At 60.2% G+C, this 23,258-nt stretch carries 14 protein-coding genes and 4 tRNA genes; 10 read left to right on the forward strand and 8 right to left on the reverse strand.

Annotated elements, in window-relative coordinates; genetic code table 11:
- The first annotated feature begins 115 nt into the window (after window positions 1-115).
- A complete protein-coding gene (uvrA, locus tag OPV09_RS00235; protein WP_034754422.1) occupies window positions 116-2,965 on the forward strand; it encodes an excinuclease ABC subunit UvrA in 2,850 nt (949 codons plus the stop codon).
- Between the two features lie 276 nt (window positions 2,966-3,241).
- Here uvrA and OPV09_RS00240 read toward each other — a convergent pair whose 3' ends face one another.
- Complete coding sequence (locus OPV09_RS00240; RefSeq protein WP_319993507.1) at window positions 3,242-5,113, reverse strand: phosphoenolpyruvate carboxykinase (GTP); 1,872 nt, start codon at window positions 5,111-5,113, stop codon at window positions 3,242-3,244.
- 357 nt (window positions 5,114-5,470) lie between these two features.
- On the opposite strand from OPV09_RS00240, the gene OPV09_RS00245 reads away from it, so the two are divergent.
- Window positions 5,471-6,484: a D-2-hydroxyacid dehydrogenase family protein gene (locus tag OPV09_RS00245; RefSeq protein ID WP_338680107.1), complete on the forward strand. Its 1,014-nt coding sequence runs from the start codon at window positions 5,471-5,473 to the stop codon at window positions 6,482-6,484.
- On the opposite strand, the gene OPV09_RS00250 is transcribed toward OPV09_RS00245, so the two are convergent.
- Window positions 6,472-7,245: a hypothetical protein gene (locus OPV09_RS00250; protein WP_034754429.1), complete on the reverse strand. Its 774-nt coding sequence runs from the start codon at window positions 7,243-7,245 to the stop codon at window positions 6,472-6,474. The two genes, OPV09_RS00245 and OPV09_RS00250, sit on opposite strands and share 13 nt — an antisense overlap.
- 176 nt (window positions 7,246-7,421) lie before the next feature.
- Between OPV09_RS00250 and OPV09_RS00255 the strand changes: the two genes are divergently transcribed.
- A complete protein-coding gene (locus OPV09_RS00255) occupies window positions 7,422-7,907 on the forward strand; it encodes an asparaginase domain-containing protein (protein WP_034754431.1) in 486 nt (161 codons plus the stop codon).
- 521 nt (window positions 7,908-8,428) lie between these two features.
- Entirely contained in the window at window positions 8,429-11,158 is a 2,730-nt protein-coding gene (locus OPV09_RS00260) for a TonB-dependent receptor (RefSeq protein WP_331778993.1), read from the forward strand.
- A gap of 133 nt (window positions 11,159-11,291) precedes the next feature.
- Here the strand turns inward: OPV09_RS00260 and OPV09_RS00265 are convergent, their stop codons facing one another.
- Both OPV09_RS00265 and dinB read right to left on the reverse strand, forming a co-directional pair.
- Complete coding sequence (locus OPV09_RS00265) at window positions 11,292-12,188, reverse strand: recombination-associated protein RdgC (protein WP_034754435.1); 897 nt, start codon at window positions 12,186-12,188, stop codon at window positions 11,292-11,294.
- Between the two features lie 118 nt (window positions 12,189-12,306).
- Window positions 12,307-13,491 (reverse strand): DNA polymerase IV, encoded by a 1,185-nt coding sequence (gene dinB / locus OPV09_RS00270; RefSeq protein WP_338680112.1) that lies wholly within the window; start codon window positions 13,489-13,491, stop codon window positions 12,307-12,309.
- 142 nt (window positions 13,492-13,633) lie between these two features.
- Between dinB and OPV09_RS00275 the strand changes: the two genes are divergently transcribed.
- The 6 genes from OPV09_RS00275 to OPV09_RS00300 all read left to right on the forward strand — a co-directional run bounded on the left by OPV09_RS00275 (window position 13,634) and on the right by OPV09_RS00300 (window position 17,241).
- A complete protein-coding gene (locus tag OPV09_RS00275) occupies window positions 13,634-15,808 on the forward strand; it encodes a S9 family peptidase (RefSeq protein WP_338680113.1) in 2,175 nt (724 codons plus the stop codon).
- A 99-nt stretch (window positions 15,809-15,907) separates the two neighbouring features.
- Window positions 15,908-15,983, forward strand: a tRNA-Val gene (locus OPV09_RS00280).
- Between the two features lie 54 nt (window positions 15,984-16,037).
- A tRNA-Asp gene (locus OPV09_RS00285) sits at window positions 16,038-16,114 on the forward strand.
- A 217-nt stretch (window positions 16,115-16,331) separates the two neighbouring features.
- A tRNA-Val gene (locus OPV09_RS00290) sits at window positions 16,332-16,407 on the forward strand.
- Between the two features lie 57 nt (window positions 16,408-16,464).
- Window positions 16,465-16,541: transfer RNA gene (locus OPV09_RS00295), tRNA-Asp, on the forward strand.
- A gap of 361 nt (window positions 16,542-16,902) precedes the next feature.
- Window positions 16,903-17,241, forward strand: a complete 339-nt coding sequence (locus tag OPV09_RS00300; protein WP_331778989.1) for a CzcE family metal-binding protein — start codon at window positions 16,903-16,905, stop codon at window positions 17,239-17,241.
- A 68-nt stretch (window positions 17,242-17,309) separates the two neighbouring features.
- Here OPV09_RS00300 and ahpF read toward each other — a convergent pair whose 3' ends face one another.
- The 4 genes from ahpF to OPV09_RS00320 form a co-directional block, all read right to left on the reverse strand.
- Window positions 17,310-18,905 carry an alkyl hydroperoxide reductase subunit F gene (ahpF, locus tag OPV09_RS00305; RefSeq protein ID WP_338680114.1) on the reverse strand — a complete coding sequence of 532 codons (1,596 nt, stop codon included), beginning with the start codon at window positions 18,903-18,905 and terminating at the stop codon, window positions 17,310-17,312.
- A 98-nt stretch (window positions 18,906-19,003) separates the two neighbouring features.
- A complete protein-coding gene (gene ahpC, locus OPV09_RS00310; RefSeq protein WP_034753905.1) occupies window positions 19,004-19,567 on the reverse strand; it encodes an alkyl hydroperoxide reductase subunit C in 564 nt (187 codons plus the stop codon).
- 187 nt (window positions 19,568-19,754) lie between these two features.
- Window positions 19,755-20,153 (reverse strand): DUF3597 domain-containing protein, encoded by a 399-nt coding sequence (locus tag OPV09_RS00315; protein WP_034753903.1) that lies wholly within the window; start codon window positions 20,151-20,153, stop codon window positions 19,755-19,757.
- Window positions 20,154-20,322: 169 nt separating this feature from the next.
- Window positions 20,323-23,124 carry an EAL domain-containing protein gene (locus OPV09_RS00320; protein WP_338680116.1) on the reverse strand — a complete coding sequence of 934 codons (2,802 nt, stop codon included), beginning with the start codon at window positions 23,122-23,124 and terminating at the stop codon, window positions 20,323-20,325.
- Window positions 23,125-23,258: the final 134 nt, after the last annotated feature.

Here is a 23,258-nt window from a genome sequence, read left to right on the forward strand (position 1 = left end):
CTCAGGCATGCAGAGCAAAACCCGGCTATAGTTACAGGTTGACCCGTTGTGGCTCCTCATCCGCACCCAGGCACAATGCGCCGGCCGCACCACTCACTGAAAGCAAGGCAATCACATGGAACAGATCCGCATTCGCGGCGCTCGCACGCATAACCTCAAGAATATCAATCTCGATTTGCCGCGCAATAAGCTGATCGTGATTACCGGCTTGTCCGGCTCCGGCAAGTCGTCGCTGGCTTTCGACACCTTGTACGCTGAAGGCCAGCGCCGCTATGTCGAGTCGCTGTCGGCCTATGCACGCCAGTTTTTGCAGTTGATGGAAAAGCCCGACGTCGACCTGATCGAGGGCCTATCGCCGGCCATCTCCATCGAACAGAAGGCAACGTCGCACAATCCGCGCTCGACCGTGGGCACCGTGACGGAAATCCATGATTATCTGCGCCTGCTGTATGCGCGCGTGGGTACGCCCTACTGCCCCGACCATCCGGAAAACGCGCTGGCCGCGCAATCCGTGTCGCAAATGGTCGATGCCGTGCTGGCCATGCCGGAAGACACCAAGCTGATGATACTTGCGCCCGTCGTTGCCAACCGCAAGGGCGAACACGTGGACCTGTTCGAGCAGATGCAGGCGCAGGGCTTCGTGCGCTTCCGCGTGCAAAGCGGCACGCATGCGGCCAAGATCTATGAAGTCGATGATCTCCCGAAACTGAAGAAAACGGAAAAACACACGATCGACGTCGTCATCGACCGGGTCAAGGTGAACCAGGAGATCAAGCAACGCCTGGCGGAAAGTTTCGAAACAGCCCTGCGCCTGGCCGATGGCCGCGCCATTGCCTACGAAATGGATACGGCCCAAGAGCACGTGTATTCCAACAAGTTCGCCTGCAATGTGTGTGGCTATTCCCTGCAGGAACTGGAACCGCGTCTGTTCTCGTTCAACAACCCCATGGGCGCCTGCCCGGAATGCGACGGCCTGGGACACATTGAGTTCTTTGACCCGAAACGCATCGTCGCGTTCCCGAACCTGTCGCTTGCCTCGGGCGCCGTCAAGGGCTGGGACCGCCGCAACCAGTTTTACTTCCAGATGCTGTCGAACCTGGCCGCGTATTACGAGTTCGACCTGGACATGCCGTTCGAGCAGCTGGACTTGAATTCACAGCAAGCCGTGTTGTACGGTTCCGGCAAGCAAGTGATTCCATTTACCTATGTCAACGAACGGGGCCGCACCGTCATCAAGGAACACACGTTCGAAGGCGTGGTCAACAATCTGCAACGCCGCTACCGCGAGACGGATTCGATGGCCGTCAAGGAAGAATTGGCCAAGTTCATCAATGAAAAATGCTGCCCCTCATGCGATGGCGCACGCCTGCGCGTGGAAGCGCGCTTCGTCAAGGTCGGCACGGGCAAGCAGCAGCGCGCCATCTATGAAGTGGCGGGAAAACCGCTGCGCGAGACCCTGGAATTCTTTGAAAAACTGAAACTGACGGGCGCCAAGAAAGAGATCGCCGACCGCGTGGTCAAGGAAATCATTTCACGCCTGAAATTCCTCAACAATGTGGGCCTCGACTACCTGTCGCTGGACCGCAGCGCCGACACGCTCTCCGGCGGCGAAGCACAACGCATCCGCCTGGCGTCGCAAATCGGCTCCGGTTTGACGGGCGTCATGTATGTGCTCGACGAGCCGTCGATCGGCTTGCACCAGCGCGATAATGACCGCCTGATCGAAACCTTGAAACACTTGCGCGACATCGGCAACAGCGTGCTGGTGGTCGAGCATGACGAGGACGCCATCCGCACGGCCGACTACATCGTCGACATGGGCATCGGCGCGGGCGTGCACGGCGGCGAAATCATCGCCGAAGGCACCTTGCAAGACATTCTCAAAAACAAGAAATCGCTGACGGCGCAATACCTGAACGGCAAGCTGAAAATCGCCGTGCCGGCCAAGCGCCACGCCAGCAATCCGGAAAAGCAGTTGGTCATTACTGGTGCGACGGGCAACAACCTGAAAAAGGTGTCGCTGAGCTTGCCTGTGGGCTTGATGACATGCGTGACGGGCGTGTCCGGCTCGGGCAAATCGTCGCTGGTCAACGATACCTTGTATCCGGCCCTGTCGCGCCATTTGTATGGTTCGCAGACGGAACCGGCGCCGCACGAGTCGATCAGCGGCCTGGAACACTTCGACAAGGTCATTTCCGTCGACCAGGCGCCGATCGGCCGCACGCCGCGCTCCAATCCCGCCACGTACACGGGCTTGTTTACGCCGATCCGCGATCTGTTCTCCACGGTGCCGACGGCCAAGGAACGCGGCTACAGCGCAGGCCGCTTCTCGTTCAACGTCAAGGGTGGGCGTTGCGAAGCGTGCCAGGGCGATGGCGTGATCAAGGTCGAGATGCATTTCTTGCCTGACGTCTACGTGCCGTGCGACGTGTGCCACGGCAAGCGCTACAACCGCGAAACACTGGAAGTGCAATACAAGGGCAAGAACATCACGGAAGTGCTGGGCATGACGGTGGAAGAAGCGCATGAATTCTTCAAGCCCGTCCCTTTGATCGCACGCAAGCTGCAAACCCTGCTCGACGTGGGCCTCGGCTACATCAAGCTGGGCCAGAGCGCCACGACCCTGTCCGGCGGCGAAGCGCAGCGCGTGAAACTGTCGCTGGAATTGTCCAAGCGCGACACGGGCCGCACCCTGTACATCCTCGATGAACCGACGACGGGCTTGCACTTCCACGATATCGACTTGCTGCTGAAAGTCATCCACCGCCTGCGCGACCAGGGCAACACTCTGGTGATCATCGAGCACAACCTCGACGTCATCAAGACGGCCGACTGGATCGTCGACCTGGGTCCGGAAGGCGGCGCAGGCGGCGGCCAGATCATCGCCACGGGCACGCCGGAAGACGTGTCACTGAACCCGGCCAGCGTGACGGGTAAATACCTGGGGCCGCTGCTGAAGCAATAACGACGGCAGCGCAATAAAAAACGGCGCGGATTGCTCATGCAATCCGCCCCGTTTCTCTTTTTGATAGCACCCCAGTCATTGCCGGCGTGTCATTTATCTCACGCCAGTCTTTGCTGGCGTGTTTCTCCCCCACTACAACTCTCAACACCTGACAAGCTACTGCGCGGCGCGCTTTGCGGCCTGCGATGCTCACCGTGCTTCAGCACGGTTGCGCTTCTTAGCCACAAATCACTGCCGCTCGCTACGCTTGTCAGATGCCGCTTTACGCTAACTTAGTTATGCACTCAGCCGCTTTTCCAGCGCAGCCTTGTTATCTGCCAATTCCTGCGGCAGATGATACGCGAGTTTTTCAAACAACTGCGTATGCAATTTCAACTCTTCCACCCACGCGGCCTTGTCGATCGAGGTGATGGTGTCGAACTGTTCTTGCGTGAATGGCAGGCCATCCCAGTTCAGGTCGCCATACTGCGGTGTCGTGCCGAACAGGTTTTCCACACCGCCCGCCTTGCCTTCGATACGCTCCAACATCCATTTGAGCACGCGCATGTTGTCGCCAAAGCCAGGCCAGACGAACTTGCCAGCGTCATCCGTACGGAACCAGTTGACGCAGTAGATTTTCGGCAGGGCAGCCGGGTTGACCTTGCCCACCTTGACGCCCATGTCCAGCCAGTGCTGGAAGTAATCGCTCATGTTATAGCCGATAAACGGCAACATGGCAAATGGATCGCGGCGCACGACGCCCATCTGGCCCACAGCCGCCGCCGTCGTTTCCGAGCCCATGGTGGCTGCCATGTAGACGCCTTCGACCCAGTTGCGCGCTTCGGTAACGAGTGGCACGGTGGTCGAGCGGCGGCCGCCGAAGATGAAGGCCGAGATCGGCACGCCGGCCGGATCGTCCCAGGCCGAGTCGATCACGGGGTTTTGCGTTGCCGCCACCGTGAAGCGGGCGTTCGGGTGCGCCGCCTTGGTACCGGACGCCGGCGTCCAGTCCTTGCCCTGCCAGTCGATCAAATGGCTAGGTGCTTCCTTGGTCAAGCCTTCCCACCAAACATCGCCGTCGTCCGTCAACGCCACGTTGGTGAAAATCGTGTTGTCGCGCATGGATGCCATGCAGTTGTAATTGGTTTTTTCATTGGTGCCTGGCGCCACGCCGAAGTAGCCCGCTTCCGGGTTGATCGCATACAAACGGCCATCGGCACCTGGCTTGATCCAGGCGATATCGTCGCCGATGGTGGTCACTTTCCAGCCGTTAAAACTCGCCGGCGGGATCAGCATGGCGAAGTTGGTCTTGCCGCAAGCCGATGGGAACGCTGCCGCGACATAATGCTTCTTGCCTTCCGGCGATTCCACGCCGAGGATCAGCATGTGTTCGGCCAGCCAGCCCGGATTGTTGTCCGATGCTTGGGCTTCCTGGTAGCCCATGTTCGAGGCGATACGCAGGGCGAAACATTTCTTGCCCAGCAAGGCGTTGCCGCCGTAGCCGGAACCGAAGGACCAGATTTCACGGGTTTCCGGGAAATGCACGATGTACTTGGTGCTGTTGCACGGCCATTTCACGTCGGCCTGGCCCGCAGCCAGCGGTGCGCCCACGCTATGCACGCACGGCACGAATGCGCCATCGGTACCCAGCACGTCGTACACGGCACGGCCCATGCGGGTCATGATCTTCATGTTGACGGCGACATACGGCGAATCGGACAGTTCCACGCCGATGTGCGCGATTGGCGAGCCCAGCGGGCCCATCGAGAATGGCACGACATACATGGTGCGGCCGCGCATGCAGCCATCGAACAGGCCGTTCAGGGTGTGGCGCATTTCGCCAGGCTCGGTCCAGTTATTCGTCGGGCCGGCCGCTTCTTTCGTTGCCGAGCAAATATACGTGCGGTCTTCGACGCGGGCCACGTCGCTCGGGTCGGAGCAGGCCAGGTAGGAATTCGGGCGCTTTTCGGCATTGAGTTTTTTCATGGTGCCGCTGGCAACCATTTCGGCGCACAGGCGCTCGTACTCTTCTTGCGAACCATCGCACCAGTAAATGCGGTCTGGCTTGGTCAGCGCGGCAATGTCTGCCACCCAGTTGATCAGTTTCTGTTGTTTAATATAAGCTGGGACGTTGAGTGCGGCGACGCCACCCATGACGGGCTGATTCATATTACCTCCAATACCAATAAAAGAAATTCTGGTCGTTCCGGCAAGACAGGCAGCATCGTTGAGAGGTGGCTGCGGCTCACTGCGGGCGGCGTGTTCACGCGGGCAGGGCTCTGGTGTCGTGTCCACCGCGGCGCTCGCGCCGGCGGCATTTACCTGGATCATGCTCCCGGGCTGCAGGAACAGTTTGCGCTATCACTATAATCAGGAAGCTTCAAAAGTGCCGGCGATTGTACACCCGTGTAACAGCTATTCTCGCAAAAATGTAGGAGAATAGCCTGACTAATGTAGTAGGCTATTCAGCATTTCCCATATCCTGTTATTTCCCTACCAAATCCTCACTAAAATCGGCCATCCACCATGAAAATTGCCATACTCGATGATTACCAGGATGCCGTGCGCGGCCTCGATTGCTTCCAGTTGCTTGCCGGCCACGAGGTCAAAGTGTTCAGCAATACGGCGCGGGGCCTGGGCCAGCTGGCGATCCGCCTGGCCTCGTTCGACGCGCTGGTACTGATCCGGGAACGCAGCAGTTTCAACCGGGCCTTGCTGTCGAAACTGCCGAATCTGAAACTGATTTCGCAAACGGGCAAGGTCAGCGGCCACATCGATGTGGCGGCCGCCACCGAGCTGGGCATCGCCATCGCGGAAGGCATCGGCTCGCCTACGGCGCCGGCCGAGCTGACATGGGCGTTGATCATGGCGGCGCAGCGCAAGATCGTGCCGTACGCGCAACATTTACAAGAAGGACTGTGGCAGACGTCGTCGCTGGAACCGGCACGCAACACGCTCGGTACGGTATTGAAAGGGCGCACCCTGGCGATCTGGGGCTACGGCAAGATCGGGCAATTGATCGCCGGCTACGGCCGCGCTTTCGGTATGAGCATCCTCGTGTGGGGCAGCGAAGCGAGCCGCGTGGCGGCAGTGGCGGCCGGCGATACGGCGGCAGAGTCGCGCGAGGCCTTCTTCGAGCAGGCCGACGTGCTGAGCTTGCACTTGCGCCTGTCCGACAAGACGCGCGGCCTGGTAACGAGCGAGGACCTGGCGCGCATGAAGCCGGCTTCGCTGTTCGTCAACACCAGCCGTGCCGAGCTGGTGGCCGATGGCGCGCTGGAAGCGGCGCTTCAGATGGGGCGCCCGGGCGCCGCCGCGCTGGACGTGTTTACGGACGAGCCGCTGCCGCCAGGCTCGCCATTGCTGCTGCTACCGAACGTGCTGGCCACGCCGCACCTGGGCTACGTCGAGCGTGACAGCTATGAACTGTATTTTCGCTACGCCTTGCAAAACATCGTCGATTTTACGCAGGGCCAATGCACGCGCCTGCTCAATCCCGAGGTGTTGCAACATGCGCGGCAAAGCCCTCAGGAACGCTGAAAACCCTTCAGCAAGTCCGGCTCGCCCGTGATGCCGATGGCGGGCGCGGGCAGCACGTGCCGGCCCCGCCACAGGCCGGCCCAGCCGGGCGGCCAGGCGATGTCCGGCCCACTGTACGGCGCCACGCCAGCGCGCACGGCCACGACCGGCACGGGCGGCATGTCTTGCAGGGGCTCGCCTGCGGTGCGCTGCATATCCAGGCTGTACATGTAATTGGGCAATAAAGCGTCGCAGACGCGGCCAAACCAGTCGCTATGGTCGTCGTCGCGGCCCAGCGCCTGCGCCAGCCCCTGCGGGTCGAAGCGGGCCAGGGCATCGATCAGCTCGCCAGTGGTGGCGCCCGGGGAATCGCCCCAGCCCATCACGGGGTTGACGTTGTAATCGGCGCCCGAGCCATACCAGCCTTCGCGCCAGGGCCGCTGCATCCAGTCGCGCGGCCCCGTAAACAAATGCCAGCGCCAGTGCAAGCCGGACGGCTTGGGCCAGGCATACAGATACAGCTTTTGATAGCCGGCCTGGTGCAGCTCGCGCACCATGGCCATCAGACGCGCGTGCGGCATGCGGTCCGGCGGCGCGCGGCGAAACAGGATCGCTTCGCCATCGGCAAACTGCACGTCATCGGTCGACAGGTTCAGGTCCAGGGTCCGCGCTTCGCTGCCGAAACGGGCGGCGATCCAGCCCGTCAGCAAATTGACGGACGTGATCACCCCGTAACCGCGGTGGCGGTGAAAAATGACGGTGCCGGGAGCGAGCGCTTTCATACGGAGTCGGGGGGCAGGCAAACAAAGAAACCAGTGTACTCACAGATGGCCAATTTTTCCAGATGCGGCGCAAGCGCAGGCGGCAAGCACGCTGCCCCATCCGCAGCGCCATTCACGCAAGGGCATCAATCCACGATATCATGCGCGTCATTCTCCACTGACATCGTGACCACATCATGACATTGCGCATACTCGCCACCGGCGGCACTTTCGACAAGCACTACAACGAATTGAACGGTACCCTGGGCTTTTCCGACAGTCATTTGCCGGCAGCGATCGCCCGCGCGCGCATGACGGCGCCCGTGGCGCTGGAGCAATTGCCACTGCTCGACTCGCTCGACATGCAGGATGCGGACCGCCAGCGCGTGCTCGCTTCGTGCCGCGCGGCGCACGAGAAAGCCATCGTCATCATCCACGGCACCGACACCATGCGCGAAACGGCGCAAGTGCTGGGCGCGGCGAACCTGCAGCAAACGGTGATTTTGACGGGCGCCATGATTCCCTACGAGATCGACAACTCCGATGCCCTGTTCAACCTGGGCTTTGCCTGCGGCGTGGCGCAAACCTTGCCAGCCGGCGTGTATGTGGCCATGAACGGCCAGATCTTCGCCTGGGACAATGTGCAAAAGAACCGCGCCGCCGGCGTGTTCCAGCCTTTGTAAGCCGATGGCGGGACAGGGCGCACAAGCAGAACGGCCAACGCTCTGACTGACACTCTGTCACAATTCGACCAGCCCGCTTTCAGCGGGCTTTTTTACGTTTTTTTACTTTGCATAAATTCCGCAATACAACATTTTTCGTCTAATTATTGCTGGCAAAACATCGAATTGCCAATACAATAATTTTATGTTGCAAAAAAACGCCATTGATAATTTTTAAAAATGTAGATATTTATAAATATAAAATCTACATTTAACATTTAAATCAAATATTCTTCAGTATCTCGAATTTATTGCCAAATCCGACACGGTTGAGGTGCATTTTTTCTTGCTGAGACGACATAATGTTTGCCTCGACAAGTCAAAAGTGCATTTATAACAATATTGCACCAAGTAGTCTTCCACCTCCCACCGACGTGGTTCCGCCTACCGTACACGAGCACCGCAGACCATCTACCCGATGGCTATATCGGTGCTCGTGTGCCGCTTGTCGTTATTAAAACTACTACGGAGTAATTGTTACAATGGCATTCAAAGAAAAAATTGGCGTACGCAGCGTACGCCTGGCCCTGACCGTCCTGGCAGGCAGCGTCTTGTTCTCCGGCCAATCCATGGCGGACGAAGCAATTCAAAAAGTTGAAATTACCGGTTCGAGTATCAAGCGTATCGCTGTCGAAGGCGCACTGCCTGTACAGCGCCTGTCGCAAGAAGCGATCGCCAAATCGGGCGCCACTTCGGTAGCCGACCTGATCCAGGCCCTGCCAGCCATGCAAGGCTTCACCATCGGCGCAGTTGCTGCCGGTTCCGACTCGGGCGGCAATACCAGTGCATCGCTGCACGGTATCGGCGAGTCCTACACCCTGGTACTGCTGAACGGCCGCCGCATCGCGCCACAAGGCTCCGGCACCACGGTCAACCTGAACGCCATCCCAATGAGCGCCGTTGAGCGTGTCGAGATCCTGACCGACGGCGCTTCGGCCCTGTACGGCTCGGACGCCATCGCCGGCGTACTGAACTTCATCCTGAAGAAAAACCAGCAAGGCGCTACTCTGGAAGCCACCTATGGCGGTCCGGAAGACAAAGGCGGCAACGCCTGGAATACCAGCGTCACCTACGGTTTCGGCGACCTGGACGAAGACCGCTTCAACGTGCTGCTGTCGTACCGCCACGATGAGCAATCGAAACTGCGCGCCACCGACCGCGATTTCGCCGCCACCTCGTATGTGCCATTCAGCCGCAACGGCAACAACTATGTATGGGACCGCACCAGCACCTCGGCTTCGCCAGCAGGCGCCACTGTTGCCTACAATAGCGGTGCTAAATCGACAGCCTTTACGCCTTACCTGGCGATGAATGGCAAGTGCCCTGAAGACTCCTACAAGACGACCAGCAATGCACGCGCTTGTGGCTTCGACACGGGCTCCACCGTGGAAGTCGTACCGCAATCGAAACGTGACAGCCTGTTCTCCAAAGCTACGTACAAGCTGAACGACAACCTGAACGCGTTCGCCGAACTGGCCTACTCGCGCTACGACCTGACGGCGCGTATCGCCGCCAATCCGATCCCGATTTCGATCGCCAAGGGCAGCCCGCTGTACAACACCTATGTATCGCCGTACCTGACGCCAGCGCAACGTGCCGACGTCAAGTCGATCACCGCCAACTACCGCAGCACCGACTTCGGTCTGCGCGCCAGCAACACCATCACCGAAACCAAACACATGGTCGTTGGTGTGGAAGGCGAACTGGGCGCGTGGAACTTCGAAAGCGGCCTGACCTGGTCGCAAAACTCGATCGACGAGCGCTACACGGGCGGTTACCAGAAGAGCCAGGAGTTCAAGAACATCCTCGCCAATCCGGACTTCAACCCGTTCGCAGTGACGCAAAAACCATCGGTGCAAGCGCAAATCGCTGGTGCGCAGTTCGTTGGCTCCGTGCGTACCGCATCGACCACGATGCGCGGCGTCGATACGCACGGCTCGCGTGAATTGTTCAGCCTGCCAGGCGGCAAAGCCAGCCTCGGTATCGGTGGCGACTACCGCACCTATACCTATGAGCAATCGCCAGGCAGCAATGCCACCGGCGACGATATCTACAACTTCAACACCAAGGCCGCCTACGACATGAGCCGCGACACCTACGGCGCATTCGTCGAGTTGCTGGCACCGTTGACCAAGTCGTTCGAAATGACCGTTGGTGGCCGTCACGACGCCGTCAAGGCGATCGATGACAAGCTGAACAACAAAACTGTCGGCAAAAAAGACAGCGCCAATACCTACAAGGTATCGGCACGCTGGCAGCCAGTACAGACCGTGCTGATCCGCGGTTCCTACGGCACGGGCTTCAAGGCGCCAAGCATGCTGGAAATTGCTCAGCCACTGGTCAACGCCGGCTTTACCGCCAAGAAATTTGATTGCCCATACCCAGGCAACGCACTGTGCCGCGCGGAAGCAACGCAATACAACGCCGTGTCGCAAGGCAATCCGGATCTGCAATCGGAAAAGTCGAAACAGTTCACCCTGGGCTTCCGTGTCGAACCTAGCTCGGCCTTCTCGTTCGGCGCCGACCTGTGGGATGTGAAACTGCGCAATGCCGTGTCGGAAGTTTCCGAAGAGCAAGCATTTGCCGATCCGATCAAGTATGCGTCGAGCTTCGGCGAATACACCGAGCCATCGACCGGTATCACCTACTACTCGTTCAAGAAACTGTCGGTCAACATCGGCAAGAAGGAATACCGTGGTATCGACTGGGATCTGTCGGCCAACCACAAGTTCTCCTTCGGTAAGCTGACCGCCCAATTGAGCGGTACGCACATGTTGCACGCCAACTACACCAAAGCCGGTAGCGATAATATCTACACCAGCAACATGAACTTCTTCGGCGACACCAACGAAGTCACGTTCCGCAACCTGATGAAGCTGACGACGACCCTGGATACGGGCCGCCTGAGCAACACGGTAACGGTCAACTACCGTAACGGCTACACCGATGCAGCCGCTACCGTGTACAACCTGGCGACCCAGCAGGAAGAGAAAAACTTCCGCCTGCAAGTACCGTCGTACACCACGTTCGACTGGCAAGCACGTTTCGCCTTTGACAAGCAAACCACGATCCGCGCAGGCATCAAAAACCTGTTCGACCGTGCACCACCGCTGTCGCTGCGCGCTTCGTCGGGCCACCAGGTTGGTTTCGACCCACGCTACGCCGATCCAATGATGCGTTCGTTCTACATCACCGGCAACTACAAGTTCTAATGTGACGTTGTGAATTAGCTTGTCCGAAAGCGCCTTGCACTTCACCGTGCAAGGCGCTTTTTTTATGGCGCGACATATTGCGCAGACGAAAAAAAGGAGCCGCAGCTCCTTTTTTGTACCGGCATGACGGCTGTTACGCCGTCGCTTCGCCGCCCAAGGCTTCGACCACGTCGGCCATCAGCTTGCTCAGCTCGCCCGTCATCAGCATCACGTCGCCGTCGAAACGCTCTTCGTCGTTCTTCGTGCTCGATTCCGTTTCCTTGATCACGTCGAGCGGCTTGACGCTCTTGATGGCCAGCGACTCCGTCAGCACGAATGAGATCTTGTCGTTCCACGTCATGGCCAGGCGCGTGCACTGCTTGCCGGCCGCGATGTGGCGGCGCACGTCGTCCGCTTCCAGGGTGTGGCGCACGTAGCGCACGGTGGCCTTGCTTTCGCCCGTGGCGCGCAATTCCGTATCCATGTCGACCGTGAAGCCGGCAGGCGCATCGTCGGCTTGCAGCCATTCCGTCATCACCGCCACGGGCGAGCGCTGCACGCGCAGGCTTTCCAGCGGCAGTTTGTCGACGGCTTTCAACAGCAGCTTGATGACTTCATCGGCTTTCGCCGGGCTGGCCGCATCGACCACCAGCCAGCCATTGACGGGGTCGATCCACGTCCAGACGTTGCTGCGGATGCTGAAGGCGCGCGGCAGCAGCTCGTCGGCCACGCGTTCCTTCAATTCCTTCATGGCCTTTTTACCAGGCGCAAAGCCTTGCGCTTCTTCCATCTCGGCGGCGCGGGCCTTGGCCACCTGATTGATGACGGTCGCTGGCAGCAGTTTCTTTTCCGTGCCCAGCAAGATCAGCATCTGTTTGTTGACCACGTGGACCAGGCCGCCGTTCGGGCGTGGCGTATCCCAGCCCTGGCGCATCAGATCCATGCTGGTCGCCGGCGTAAATTTGTTCGAGGACAGCGCCTCTTCCAGTTGTTCTGGCGTGTAAGCCCACGGTGCGGGCAGGCGGTAAATCTGAAGATTCTTGAACCACATAGTTTTTGTCTTCCGTTTGTTTCAGTAGTGCCAGGGGAACGCCATTCTACACTTTCGACACGGGAATGCCGTCAAAAGCGCGGACTGGCGCGGTGTTGTTGCTGCGTGGGGAATGCCGCTACAGGGCGGGAAAAAGCTCCGCCTGGGCCGGCGCCTGCCGCGTCACGAGGGCCGGGTCCGACAAGGTCGAGATGCGCACGCCCAGCAGGCGGATTTTCTTGTCAAATGGCACGCGCCGCAAGCAATCGCGGCTGGCGCGCAGGATAGCGGCCGCGTCCGCCGTGGCGCTGGGCAAGGTGATGTCGCGCGTGACGGTGCTGAAATCCTCGAAGCGCAGCTTGATGCCCACCGTGCGCCCCGCCAGCGATTGTTTATCCAAGTCGCCCGCCACGCGCGTGCACAGGCTTTCCAGCTTTTCCGACAGGGTGGCGCGGTCGCGCACCACCTGCAAGTCGCGCTCGAACGTCGTTTCGCGGCTGACGGACTTGGTTTCCCGGCTCGTCTGCACGGGCCTATCATCGATGCCCAGCGCCGCCTGGCGCAGCCAGCCCGTGTACAGGTCGCCGAACTGCGTGCGCAGCATGGCCATGTCGGCCCGGGCCAGCTCGCCGATGGTGACAATGCCCAGCGCTTCCAGCTTGGCCGTGGCTTTCGGACCGATGCCGTTGATCTTTTTCGCCGGCAAGGGCCACACGCGCGTTTCAATATCCTCCGGGTTCAGGATGGTCAGGCCGTCCGGTTTTTCCAGGTCGGAACAGATTTTCGCCAGCAATTTGTTGGGTGCCAGGCCGATCGAGCACGACAGGCCCGTGGCTTCGAACACGGCCGCCTTCAGGCGCGCCGCCATGGCCGGCGCCTGCTCGCCGTATTCGGTCAGGTCGACATAGATTTCATCGATGCCCACGTTCTGGATGATGGGGCACAACTGGGCCACGGCCTGCTTGAAGCGGGCCGAATAGTCGCGGTAAGCCTCGAAATCGGCCGGCAACAAGATGCTGTCGGGCGCCAGCTTGGCCGCCTTCATGATGCCCATGGCGGAAAACACGCCGAACACGCGCGCCGCATAGGTCGATGTGGTGACGACGCCGCGCCCCACGTAGTCGCGCATGCGCGCAAACTGCCGCGTGCCGTCTTGCTGCAGCACGGGCTGCTGCAAGCGCCCGCCGCCGATGACGACGGCTTCGCCGCGCAATTCCGGATATTTCAACAGTTCCACGGAGGCAAAGAAGGCGTCCATGTCCAGATGCGCTATCCAGCGGCGGGCTGCGGGTGGCTCGGGAAGGGGGGAGGCAGATGTGGTCAAGGACACCTCGCGGCGGGATACTGTAGTTATATACAGTATCGCTGGAAATGCCCATGGATGCAAGTTGAAACGCACGCGCAAGGCGGTTGCTTTTCTCAATAGCAAGATTACAATCCTGACACAACTATTCAAAGGAGTCGCCTTGTCTATCGCCCATCACGCTGCGCGCCGCCGGTCCGCCTGGTTATCCATCCTGCCGGCCCTGCTGCTGTCCTCGCTGGCGCCATCCGCGCTGGCCGCCGACGCCGCCACCGCTACCGTCGCCACCATGTCGGCGCCCGTTGCCGCCAAGACAGCCTGGCAGGAAACGCGCCACGGCACGGTCGTCACGGACGACTACCGCTGGCTGCAAAAGAAGACCGATCCTGCCGTGATCGACTACCTGAATGCGGAAAACGCCTACACGGCCGCCGTCACGGCCCCGATCCAGCCGCTGGCCGACAAGGTGACTGCGGAAGTGAAGGGACGCATGCAGGAAGTAGACCTGTCCGTGCCTGCGCGCCAAGGCAATTTCTACTATTACACGCGCACGGAAGCGGGCAAGCAATACCCGATTCACTGCCGCCGTCCTGTCGGCAAGAACGGCGCCTACGATGCGCAGGCGCTTGAAGAAATCCTGCTGGACCAGAACCAATTGGCCGAAGGCCACAAATTCTTTGCCGTGCGCGCATTCAGCATCAGCCCGAATGAACAACTGCTGGCCTACACCACCGACACGACGGGTTTCCGCCAGTACGAATTGCATGTCAAGAATTTGAAGACGGGCAAGCTGCTGGACGACACCATGCCGCGCGTGACCTCGCTGGCGTGGGCGGCCGATAACGCCACCCTGATGCTGGCGCAGGAAGACGTCACCACCAAGCGCTCGGACCGATTGTTCCGCCTGGCCTTGGGCGGCACCTTGCAGCAGGTCTACCACGAGCCAGTGGAACAGTTCGCCATCGGCGTGAGCCGCACCCGCGACCATCGCTACTTCGTGCTCACTGCGCGCAGCACGGATACGAGCGAAGTGCTGCTGCTGCCAACGAGCAAGCCCGAAGGCAGTTTCCAGAGCGTGCTGAAACGTGAAAAAGGCCATCGCTACGGCATCGAGCACCGCGACGGCCAGCTGTTTATTCTGACCAACAAAGAGGCGAAGAATTTCCGCGTCGTCAGCGCGCCGGTGACCGCCCCGCAGCCGAAGAACTGGAAGAGCGTCGTGCCGCACAACAAGGATGCCGTGATCCAGTCCATCGACGTCTTCCAGGGCTATCTGGTGGTGATGGAAAAAGCCCGCGCCCTGAACCGCGCCCGCATCCATGATTTCGCGCGGAAGAACTGGAAAACGGTGCAGTTCGACGACCCCGTCTACCTGGCCACGGCGGCCGGTACGCCGGAGTTTTCCGCCACGCAATTCCGCATGTCCTACCAGTCGCCCGTCACGCCGCCCACCGTCATCGACGTGAGCATGCAAGACGGCAAGCGCACGGTGCTCAAGCAGCAGGAAATCGTCGGCGGCTTTGATGGCAGCCGCTACACGACGCAGCGCCTGTGGGTGACAGCGCGCGATGGCGTGCAAGTGCCGCTGTGGGTCGTCTACAAGAAAGGCGTCAAGCTCGACGGTTCCGCGCCGCTGCTGCTATATTCGTATGGTTCGTATGGCATCTCGACGGAAGCCAGTTTTTCCATCAGCCGCATCAGCCTGCTGGACCGTGGCGTCATCTATGCGCAAGCGCATATCCGCGGCGGCACAGACATGGGCGAAGCGTGGCATGAAGACGGCATGCTGATGAAGAAGAAAAACACTTTCAATGACTTCATCGACAGCGCCGACTACCTGGTGCGTGAAAAATGGACGAGCCCGAGCCGCCTGATCATCCAGGGCGGCAGCGCCGGCGGCTTGCTGATGGGCGCCGTCGTCAACATGCGCCCCGAGCTGTTCCACGCCGTGCACGCGGCCGTGCCCTTCGTCGACGTGATGAACACGATGATGGACGCCAGCCTGCCGCTGACGACGGGCGAGTACCTGGAATGGGGCGACCCGAACCAGAAGGCGGCCTACGACTACATGCTCAGCTACTCGCCATACGACAACATTGCGCGCAAGAATTACCCGGCCATGCTGGTGACGACGGGCCTGAACGACAGCCAGGTCATGTACTGGGAACCGGCGAAATACGTGGCCAAGCTGCGCGCGTACAAGACGGACGGCAATCCCCTGCTGCTGAAAACGAATATGGGCGCCGGCCATGGCGGCGCCTCGGGCCGTTACAACGCCATCGCCGAGAACGCATTCAATATGGCATGGATGCTGTCGCAGTGGAATATCACGGAATAATGTGAAAAAAGCGCTTGCAGAAGGATTTTGTCCGTCCTATAATAGCGCCTCTTCCAGACGTGGTGACAAACGTCGGGATGGTTTTCTGAGACAAGCAACGGGTGCTTAGCTCAGTTGGTAGAGCGGCGCCCTTACAAGGCGTAGGTCGGGAGTTCGAGCCTCTCAGCACCCACCAAATCAGAAAACTGTCCAGTGCTTCATGGATCAGCAATACAGATCATACGAGCTTGGAGTGGTAGTTCAGTTGGTTAGAATACCGGCCTGTCACGTCGGGGGTCGCGGGTTCGAGTCCCGTCCGCTCCGCCAATAAAAGAAAAGCCCTTTGGTTCTCTGAACCGAAGGGCTTTTCCCATTTCAGAAGCAGAAAACACGTCAGTTCCCCCTTCCCTGACTATTTTTGCGCTTTTCAGCAAAAAAACTGCTGTTCACCCTCAAGAATAGTTGCACAAGCACGAAAGCGCCCCCTATAATAGTGCCTCTTCCAGACGTGGTGACAAACGTCGGGATAGTTTTCTGGGTATGCGGGTGCTTAGCTCAGTTGGTAGAGCGGCGCCCTTACAAGGCGTAGGTCGGGAGTTCGAGCCTCTCAGCACCCACCACCAATACAGAAAATTATCCAGTGCTTCATGGATCAGCAACACAGATCATACGAGCTTGGAGTGGTAGTTCAGTTGGTTAGAATACCGGCCTGTCACGTCGGGGGTCGCGGGTTCGAGTCCCGTCCGCTCCGCCAATAAAAGAAAAGCCCTTTGGTTCTCTGAACCGAAGGGCTTTTCCCATTGTGGGACCGCAAATGCTCTAGAATCAGCGCTACCCCGGCTCCGCCCCTGCCCCGCAGCTTTTCCCCCTACCTCGTCCTCTGGCCCATCATGCTTTGCTGCAATTTGCCCCAGCCTGGCCCTGTATCTGGGCAGCGATCAGGCCCTGGCCTTGCTCGTGCCCTTGGCAGCGACGGTGCAATTGTGAAATAGGACTTTGCAGATCCGACAAGAAACGCTTAGGATGCCGTGTTGCAAAAACCGGCGATCCCGGTGCAGCCACAACGACAATATGGCGCGGCTACTCGCTGCGCCAGGCTTATTCTTGGAGAAATTATGTTGAACACCCACCGCAGCGCCCTGGCGATTTTGTGCGCCGTCCTTGCCACCTCGGCCATCGCGGCCGGCCCCACGGGCACGGCCGCCGACTATGGCAGCAGCGCCCCGCACGCGGCCGCCCAGCGCAGCATCGAGCTGCAACCCGATACCCGCCACATCAACGTCACGCGCGGCGAAACCGTCACCATCGCGCGCGCCGGCCAGCGTTTTACCTGGCACGTGCAAACCTTCAACAACAAGACCGTCTTCGCCCTGGCAGAGATCGCGCCGAAGGACATGCCCGTCGACGGCGTGCAAGTGTATGTGGCCGCCAATCCCCTGTACGCGGGCAGCTAAGTTTCTTCTACGCATAAAAAAACCGGAACCACCTCGCGGCCGTTCCGGTTTTTTTGCAGCGTAAAGATTTACGCCGTCAATGCTTCTTTCGATGCGGACTCTTCCACCACTTCCTCGTCGTCCGAGCGGATCAGGTGGTCAAAGGCGGACAAAGCTGCCTTGGCGCCTTCGCCGGTGGCGATGATGATCTGCTTGTACGGCACCGTGGTGACGTCGCCGGCCGCGAACACGCCGGGGATCGAGGTCTGGCCGCGGGCATCGACTTCGATTTCACCGTGGCGCGACAGTGCCACCGTGCCTTTGAGCCACTCCGTGTTCGGCACCAGGCCGATTTGCACGAAGACGCCTTCCAGTTCGACCTTTTTCGATTCGCCGCTGACCCGGTCCGTGTAGCTCAGGCCATTGACGATCTTGCCGTCGCCGTGGATCTCGGTCGTTTGCGCCGACGTGATCACGGTCACGTTAGGCAGGCTGTGCAGTTTGCGTTGCAGCACCGCATCGGCACGCAATTCCGCGCCGAACTCGATCAGGGTCACGTGTTTCACGAGACCGGCCAGGTCGATCGCCGCTTCCACGCCCGAGTTGCCGCCGCCGATCACGGCCACGCGCTTGCCCTTGAACAGCGGGCCATCGCAGTGCGGGCAGTAGGCGACACCGTGGTTGCGGTATTCCTTCTCGCCCGGCACGTTGATTTCGCGCCAGCGGGCACCGGTGGCCAGGATGACGGTCTTGGCTTTCAACACGGCGCCATTGGCCGTTTCAATCTGCACCAACTTGCCCGGCGTCAGTTTCGCGGCGCGCTGGGTGTTCATGATGTCGACTTCGTATTCCTTGACGTGCTGTTCCAGCGCCATGGCGAACTTCGGACCATCGGTTTCCTTGACCGAAATAAAGTTTTCGATGGCGAGGGTGTCGAGCACCTGGCCGCCGAAACGCTCGGCCAGCACGCCCGTCCTGATGCCTTTGCGGGCAGCGTAGATGGCCGCTGCCGCGCCGGCAGGGCCGCCGCCGACGATCAGCACATCAAACACGTCTTTTTTCGACAACGCTGCCGCCTGGCGTGCGCCGGCGTTGGTGTCGAGCTTGGCGAGGATTTCCTCGACATTCGTGCGGCCCTGGCCAAAATGCTGACCATTGAGGAACATCATCGGTACGGCCATGATCTGGCGCTCTTCCACTTCTTTCGGGAACACGCCGCCATCGATGGTGGTGACCTTGATGCGCGGGTTGATCACCGCCATGGCATTCAAGGCCTGCACCACTTCCGGGCAGTTATGGCAGGAGAGCGAAATAAACGTTTCAAATTCGTAGTCGCCGTCGAGGTTGCGGATCTGCTCGATCACGGCCTCGTCGAACTTGATGGTGTGGCCGCCCACTTGCAGCAGCGCCAGCACCAAGGAGGTAAATTCGTGGCCCAGCGGCACACCGGCGAAACGCACGCCGATGTCGGAGCCTGCACGGTTGATGCTGAACGACGGGGCGCGTACGCCAGCGTCAAGGCGCTCGACCAGCGTGATCTTGTCGCTCAACAGGACTATCTCCTGGAGCAATTCCTTCATCTCGCGGGCTTTTGCGCTGTCATCGAGAGAAGCGACCAGCTCAAGCGGATACACCACTTTTTCCAGGTAGGATTTCAGTTGGGTTTTGAGGGTTGCGTCTAACATGATTTTTTCTTCCTTTACAAATATTTAGGCGAATGCCGGGCCGGACGCCCGGTCCGGCATCGCGGTAACTACTTGTTTGCTACGTGTTGCATCGAGACTTAGATCTTGCCAACCAGGTCCAGCGATGGGGTCAGGGTTGCTGCGCCTTCCGTCCATTTGGCTGGGCAAACTTCGCCTGGGTGAGCGGCAACGTATTGAGCTGCCTTAACTTTGCGCAACAGTTCCGATGCGTCACGGCCGATGCCGTTGTCATGCACTTCCAGCACTTTGATGAAGCCGTCTGGATTGATGACGAAGGTACCGCGCAGCGCCATGCCTTCTTCTTCGATCATGACTTCGAAATTGCGCGACAGGGTACCGGTTGGGTCGCCGATCAGTGCGTATTGCACTTTCTTGATCGCGTCCGAGGTGTCGTGCCATGCTTTGTGCGCGAAGTGCGAATCGGTCGAGATGCCGTAGACATCGACGCCCAGTTTCTGGAATTCAGCGTGGTGATCGGCCAGATCTTCCAGTTCGGTTGGGCAAACGAAGGTGAAGTCGGCTGGGTAGAAGACGAATACCGACCATTTGCCTTTCAGCGACGCTTCCGTCAGGTCGACGAATTTGCCATTGTGGTATGCGGTTGCCTTGAATGGTTTAACTTGGGTATTGATCAGCGACATTTCATTTCCTCTCGTGTGGTGAATCAGTAAGACTCTAGTGTAAGGGGTTTTAACCCATATGCAAAATTGATTGTCACAATAGTTTCAATTGGTTTTAGCTATCATGACACTATGGGAACTCCATGATAGGCAGTTCCCACAGGATTGGATAGCGGTGACAGTGGATACCCCTGCCGCCGCCAGGTGTTTAGTTCTTCAGTTCTTCCGGTACCTTGCCGCCGTTTTCCGCCAGCTTGATCATCACCTGGCGGTGCAGCCAGATATTCATGCTGGCCGAATCGTTGGTGTCGCCCGTGAAGTGCAGCTCTTGCGCCAGTTCCTTGCGCGCGGCCAGGCTGCTGTCGAGTTGAAGCAGTTTCATCAGGTCGACGATGGACGTGCGCCAATTGAGTTTTTCCGCGTTCTTGCTGGCCAGGTCGACCAGCACCACTTCCACGTCCACCACGGGCGCCGCAGCGGCCGGAGCGGCAGCAGGAGCGGCCGGTGCTGCAGCAGGTGCTGTCGTGGCGGCGGCCGGCGTGGCAGCCGGTGCGGCGTCGGACGAATGGTGGAAGATCTTGTTGTAGATATTGCTGAAAATGCCCATGAGGTCACCTCGAGTTGAGTGAATGGAAGAAGTTTGCCTGCGCACCCGGTGTAGGTACCGGTGACAGCAAAGCCGGGCGCAGGCGCCAGCCCATCGAGTATAAGCCCGTTCAAGCCGGGAGCCCCGTCCCGCAGGCCTAGATGAAATCTGGTGGCAGGCTGGGCCTGTTTCAAGGGCGCAAGGGCCGCCGGGCGTGCAGCAGCGCGTCGAACGCTTCGATGGCCAGCGGCGGCGCAAACAGCTCGCCTTGCGCGAAATCGCAGCCGATCTCCAGCAGCCGGGCGCGCTGCTCTTCGGTCTCCACCCCTTCGGCGATGACCTGCAAGCCCAGCTTGTGGGCCATGGTGACGATGGCTTCGCACAGCACCAGTTCGCTGGCGCCGGCCGCCAGCTTGCGCACCAGCACGCCGTCGAGCTTCAGGTAGTCGATACCGCATTGCTGCAGCTGCGTCAGCGAGGCATGGCCGCTGCCGAAGTCGTCGAGGGCGATCTGCAAGCCCGCTTCGCGCAAGTGCTGCAGGCGTGGCGCCATGCTATTGCCGTTGGGTAAAAGTACATCTTCGCGCATGTCGAGCACAATGGCCGAGGCCGGCACATCGAGCGCCATCAGCTGGCGCAGCCAGGTACCGGGCGCCTCCACTTCGCGCTGCAATTCCAGCGGCGACTGGTTCAGGCACAGTTGCAGTCCCGACAAGCCGATAACCTGGCCTTGCGCGCGCCAGTGCAGCAGTTGCGTGGCCGCCGTGCGCAGCACCCAGTCGCCGATCTCCACGATCAGGCCGCTGCTTTCGGCCAGCGCGAGGAAATCGGGTGGATACACGATGCCTCGCTGCGGATGCTGCCAGCGCAGCAAGGCTTCCGCCTTGACAATATTGCCGCTATGCAGTTCGACGATGGGCTGGTAATACAGCTGCATCTGCTGTTCGCGCAAGGCCGTGCGCAAGTCCGCTCCCATGCGCATGCGGTTGACGGCCGCCACCTGCATGGCGGGCGTAAAGTAGCTGTAGCGGTTGCGCCCCGCGCCTTTCGACACATACATGGCCTGGTCCGCCTGCTTGAGCAAATCCTCGATCGTGCCCGCGTCATCGGGATACAGGGTGATGCCGATCGAGGCCGAGACGAAGGCCTGCTCCTGTCCCAGCAGGAACGGCGCCAGCAAGCCGTCGAGTATCTGCCGCGCGATGCGGTCGACTTGCTGCAGATCGTCGATATCGGACAGGATCACCGTGAATTCATCGCCGCCCAGGCGCGCCACCGTATCCGTCTCGCGCACGCCCACGCGGATGCGCCGCGCCGCCTCGATCAGCAAGATATCGCCCTGGTGGTGGCCCAGGGTGTCGTTGACTTCCTTGAAATGGTCGAGATCGATGAACAGGATGGCCACGCGGCTCGCATCGCGCCGTCCCTGCGCCAGCGCCTGGCGCAAACGCTCGTGAAACATGCGGCGGTTCGGCAATTGCGTCAAGGTATCGAAATTGGCTTGCTGCCAGATCAGCGCTTCCGTTTGCCGCTTGTCCGTCACGTCTTCCAGCATGCACAAATGGTGCGGTCCGCCATGGCGCGCCGTGGCGATGGCCGTCACCGAAGCATCGACCCACACCACGCCGCCATCGGGACGCACGATGCGCTTGGCGTGGCGAAAGCCCTGCAGGCGCCGCGCCAGCAGCTGCGCCACGTGCGCCTGCTCGCCGGCCACATCGTCGGGATGGCTGATCTCCATCCAGCTCGTCTGCTTCATGTGCTCCAGGGTGCGTCCGGCGATGGCCAGATAGCGCGGATTGATATCGAGAAACTGTCCGCTCACGGTATCGATCAGGGCGATACCCATGGGCGCTTCCTCGAACATGGTGCGAAAGCGCAATTCCCCCTGGCGGATGGTTTCCTCCGTGCGGCGGCGCTCGCGCGCCAGGTTGTTGAAGTGGAAGCCGGCCGACACGGCCAGCAAACTGCCCGCCAGGCCCAGCGACAAATACAGCCAGCCCAGGTCGGCGCCCGGCACGGGGCGGTACAGGAAGCCCTTGTAGGCGCGGCTGTCCGTGGCCTTGGGCGGCAGCACGCCCATGGCAGCATACGTGTCGGCAATATGCTGCCAGCGCTGGGGATTCATGTAGCCGAGCTCCACCAGCACGGGCTGCAGCAGCAATTCCATCTGCTGCGCCTCGTACAGCAGGTGCGCGCGGTCGTGGCGCTGGCTGTATTTGACGTGGATCAGTTGCGCCATTTCCTCGCGGTGCGCCATCGCGTATTGCCAGCCGCGCAGGCTGGCCGCGCGGAACGCTTTGACACGCTCGGGATGGCGGCGCAGTTCCTGCTCGCTGGTAAACAGGTTGTCGCCGTAGAAATCGATGCCGGCCGTACGCGGCGTAAACTGGTAATAGGAAAATCCCGCCCGGTCCAGGTAGTCCGGTTCGTTGGTGGAGTACGCGGCAATCGCGTCCACCTTGCCATCGATCAAATCCTCGATCCGGTAGCTGGGCGGCAAGTGGCGCATCTGCTGCGGCGCGACGCCCATTTTCCCCAGGAATAGCGACACTTCATCGGAGGCGGCCGCCACATTGACGGCCGCGCCGATCATCACGGGCGCCCCCACCAGCTTGCGCACGTCGGGCGCGCCGCCCTGCTGGCGCATCAGCAGCACGCTGGGCGAATGCTGGAACACCACGGCCAGCACCACCACGGGCTTGCCCGCCAGGCGGCTGAGCAACAAGGTGCTGTTGCCCACGCCATACTCGGCCTGGCCCGACAACACGGCCGCCTCGGCAGGCGGCACGCCGCTGCCTTCGACCAATGTCACCTCGAGCCCCGCCTCGCGGTAATAGCCCTGCTCGATGGCCGCGTAATAGCCGGCGAACTGGAACTGGTGCGTGAAATTGAGGTGCAGGGAGACGGCTTCCAGCGCCCGGACGGGCGTGGCCAGGCACAGCAGCAGAATGAAACAGCAGCGGAAAGCGTCGGAGGCTTTCATCGGCATGGCGGGACACCACAGGAAGCTGCCGCGTTGGCAGGGGTAAGGCTATTGTAGCCGTCCCTTTTGCCGATGGATAATTATTTCAGTGCGGACAATAGCGTTGATGTTTTTGGCAAACAATCGCGCCATTGTTTGCG

The organism is Janthinobacterium sp. TB1-E2 (genome assembly GCF_036885605.1).
Taxonomy (GTDB): domain Bacteria; phylum Pseudomonadota; class Gammaproteobacteria; order Burkholderiales; family Burkholderiaceae_D; genus Janthinobacterium; species Janthinobacterium aestuarii.

What these genes read in the sequence shown, in the direction of transcription:
- OPV09_RS00265 (WP_034754435.1), bottom strand. Translation starts at nt 12,188, where the DNA reads ATGTGGTTCAAGAATCTTCAGATTTACCGCCTGCCCGCACCGTGGGCT.
- OPV09_RS00315 (WP_034753903.1), bottom strand. Translation starts at nt 20,153, where the DNA reads ATGGGCATTTTCAGCAATATCTACAACAAGATCTTCCACCATTCGTCC.
- OPV09_RS00250 (WP_034754429.1), bottom strand. Translation starts at nt 7,245, where the DNA reads ATGAAAGCGCTCGCTCCCGGCACCGTCATTTTTCACCGCCACCGCGGT.
- OPV09_RS00300 (WP_331778989.1), top strand. Translation starts at nt 16,903, where the DNA reads ATGTTGAACACCCACCGCAGCGCCCTGGCGATTTTGTGCGCCGTCCTT.
- OPV09_RS00240 (WP_319993507.1), bottom strand. Translation starts at nt 5,113, where the DNA reads ATGAATCAGCCCGTCATGGGTGGCGTCGCCGCACTCAACGTCCCAGCT.
- OPV09_RS00245 (WP_338680107.1), top strand. Translation starts at nt 5,471, where the DNA reads ATGAAAATTGCCATACTCGATGATTACCAGGATGCCGTGCGCGGCCTC.
- uvrA (WP_034754422.1), top strand. Translation starts at nt 116, where the DNA reads ATGGAACAGATCCGCATTCGCGGCGCTCGCACGCATAACCTCAAGAAT.
- ahpC (WP_034753905.1), bottom strand. Translation starts at nt 19,567, where the DNA reads ATGTCGCTGATCAATACCCAAGTTAAACCATTCAAGGCAACCGCATAC.
- OPV09_RS00260 (WP_331778993.1), top strand. Translation starts at nt 8,429, where the DNA reads ATGGCATTCAAAGAAAAAATTGGCGTACGCAGCGTACGCCTGGCCCTG.
- OPV09_RS00255 (WP_034754431.1), top strand. Translation starts at nt 7,422, where the DNA reads ATGACATTGCGCATACTCGCCACCGGCGGCACTTTCGACAAGCACTAC.
- OPV09_RS00320 (WP_338680116.1), bottom strand. Translation starts at nt 23,124, where the DNA reads ATGCCGATGAAAGCCTCCGACGCTTTCCGCTGCTGTTTCATTCTGCTG.
- ahpF (WP_338680114.1), bottom strand. Translation starts at nt 18,905, where the DNA reads ATGTTAGACGCAACCCTCAAAACCCAACTGAAATCCTACCTGGAAAAA.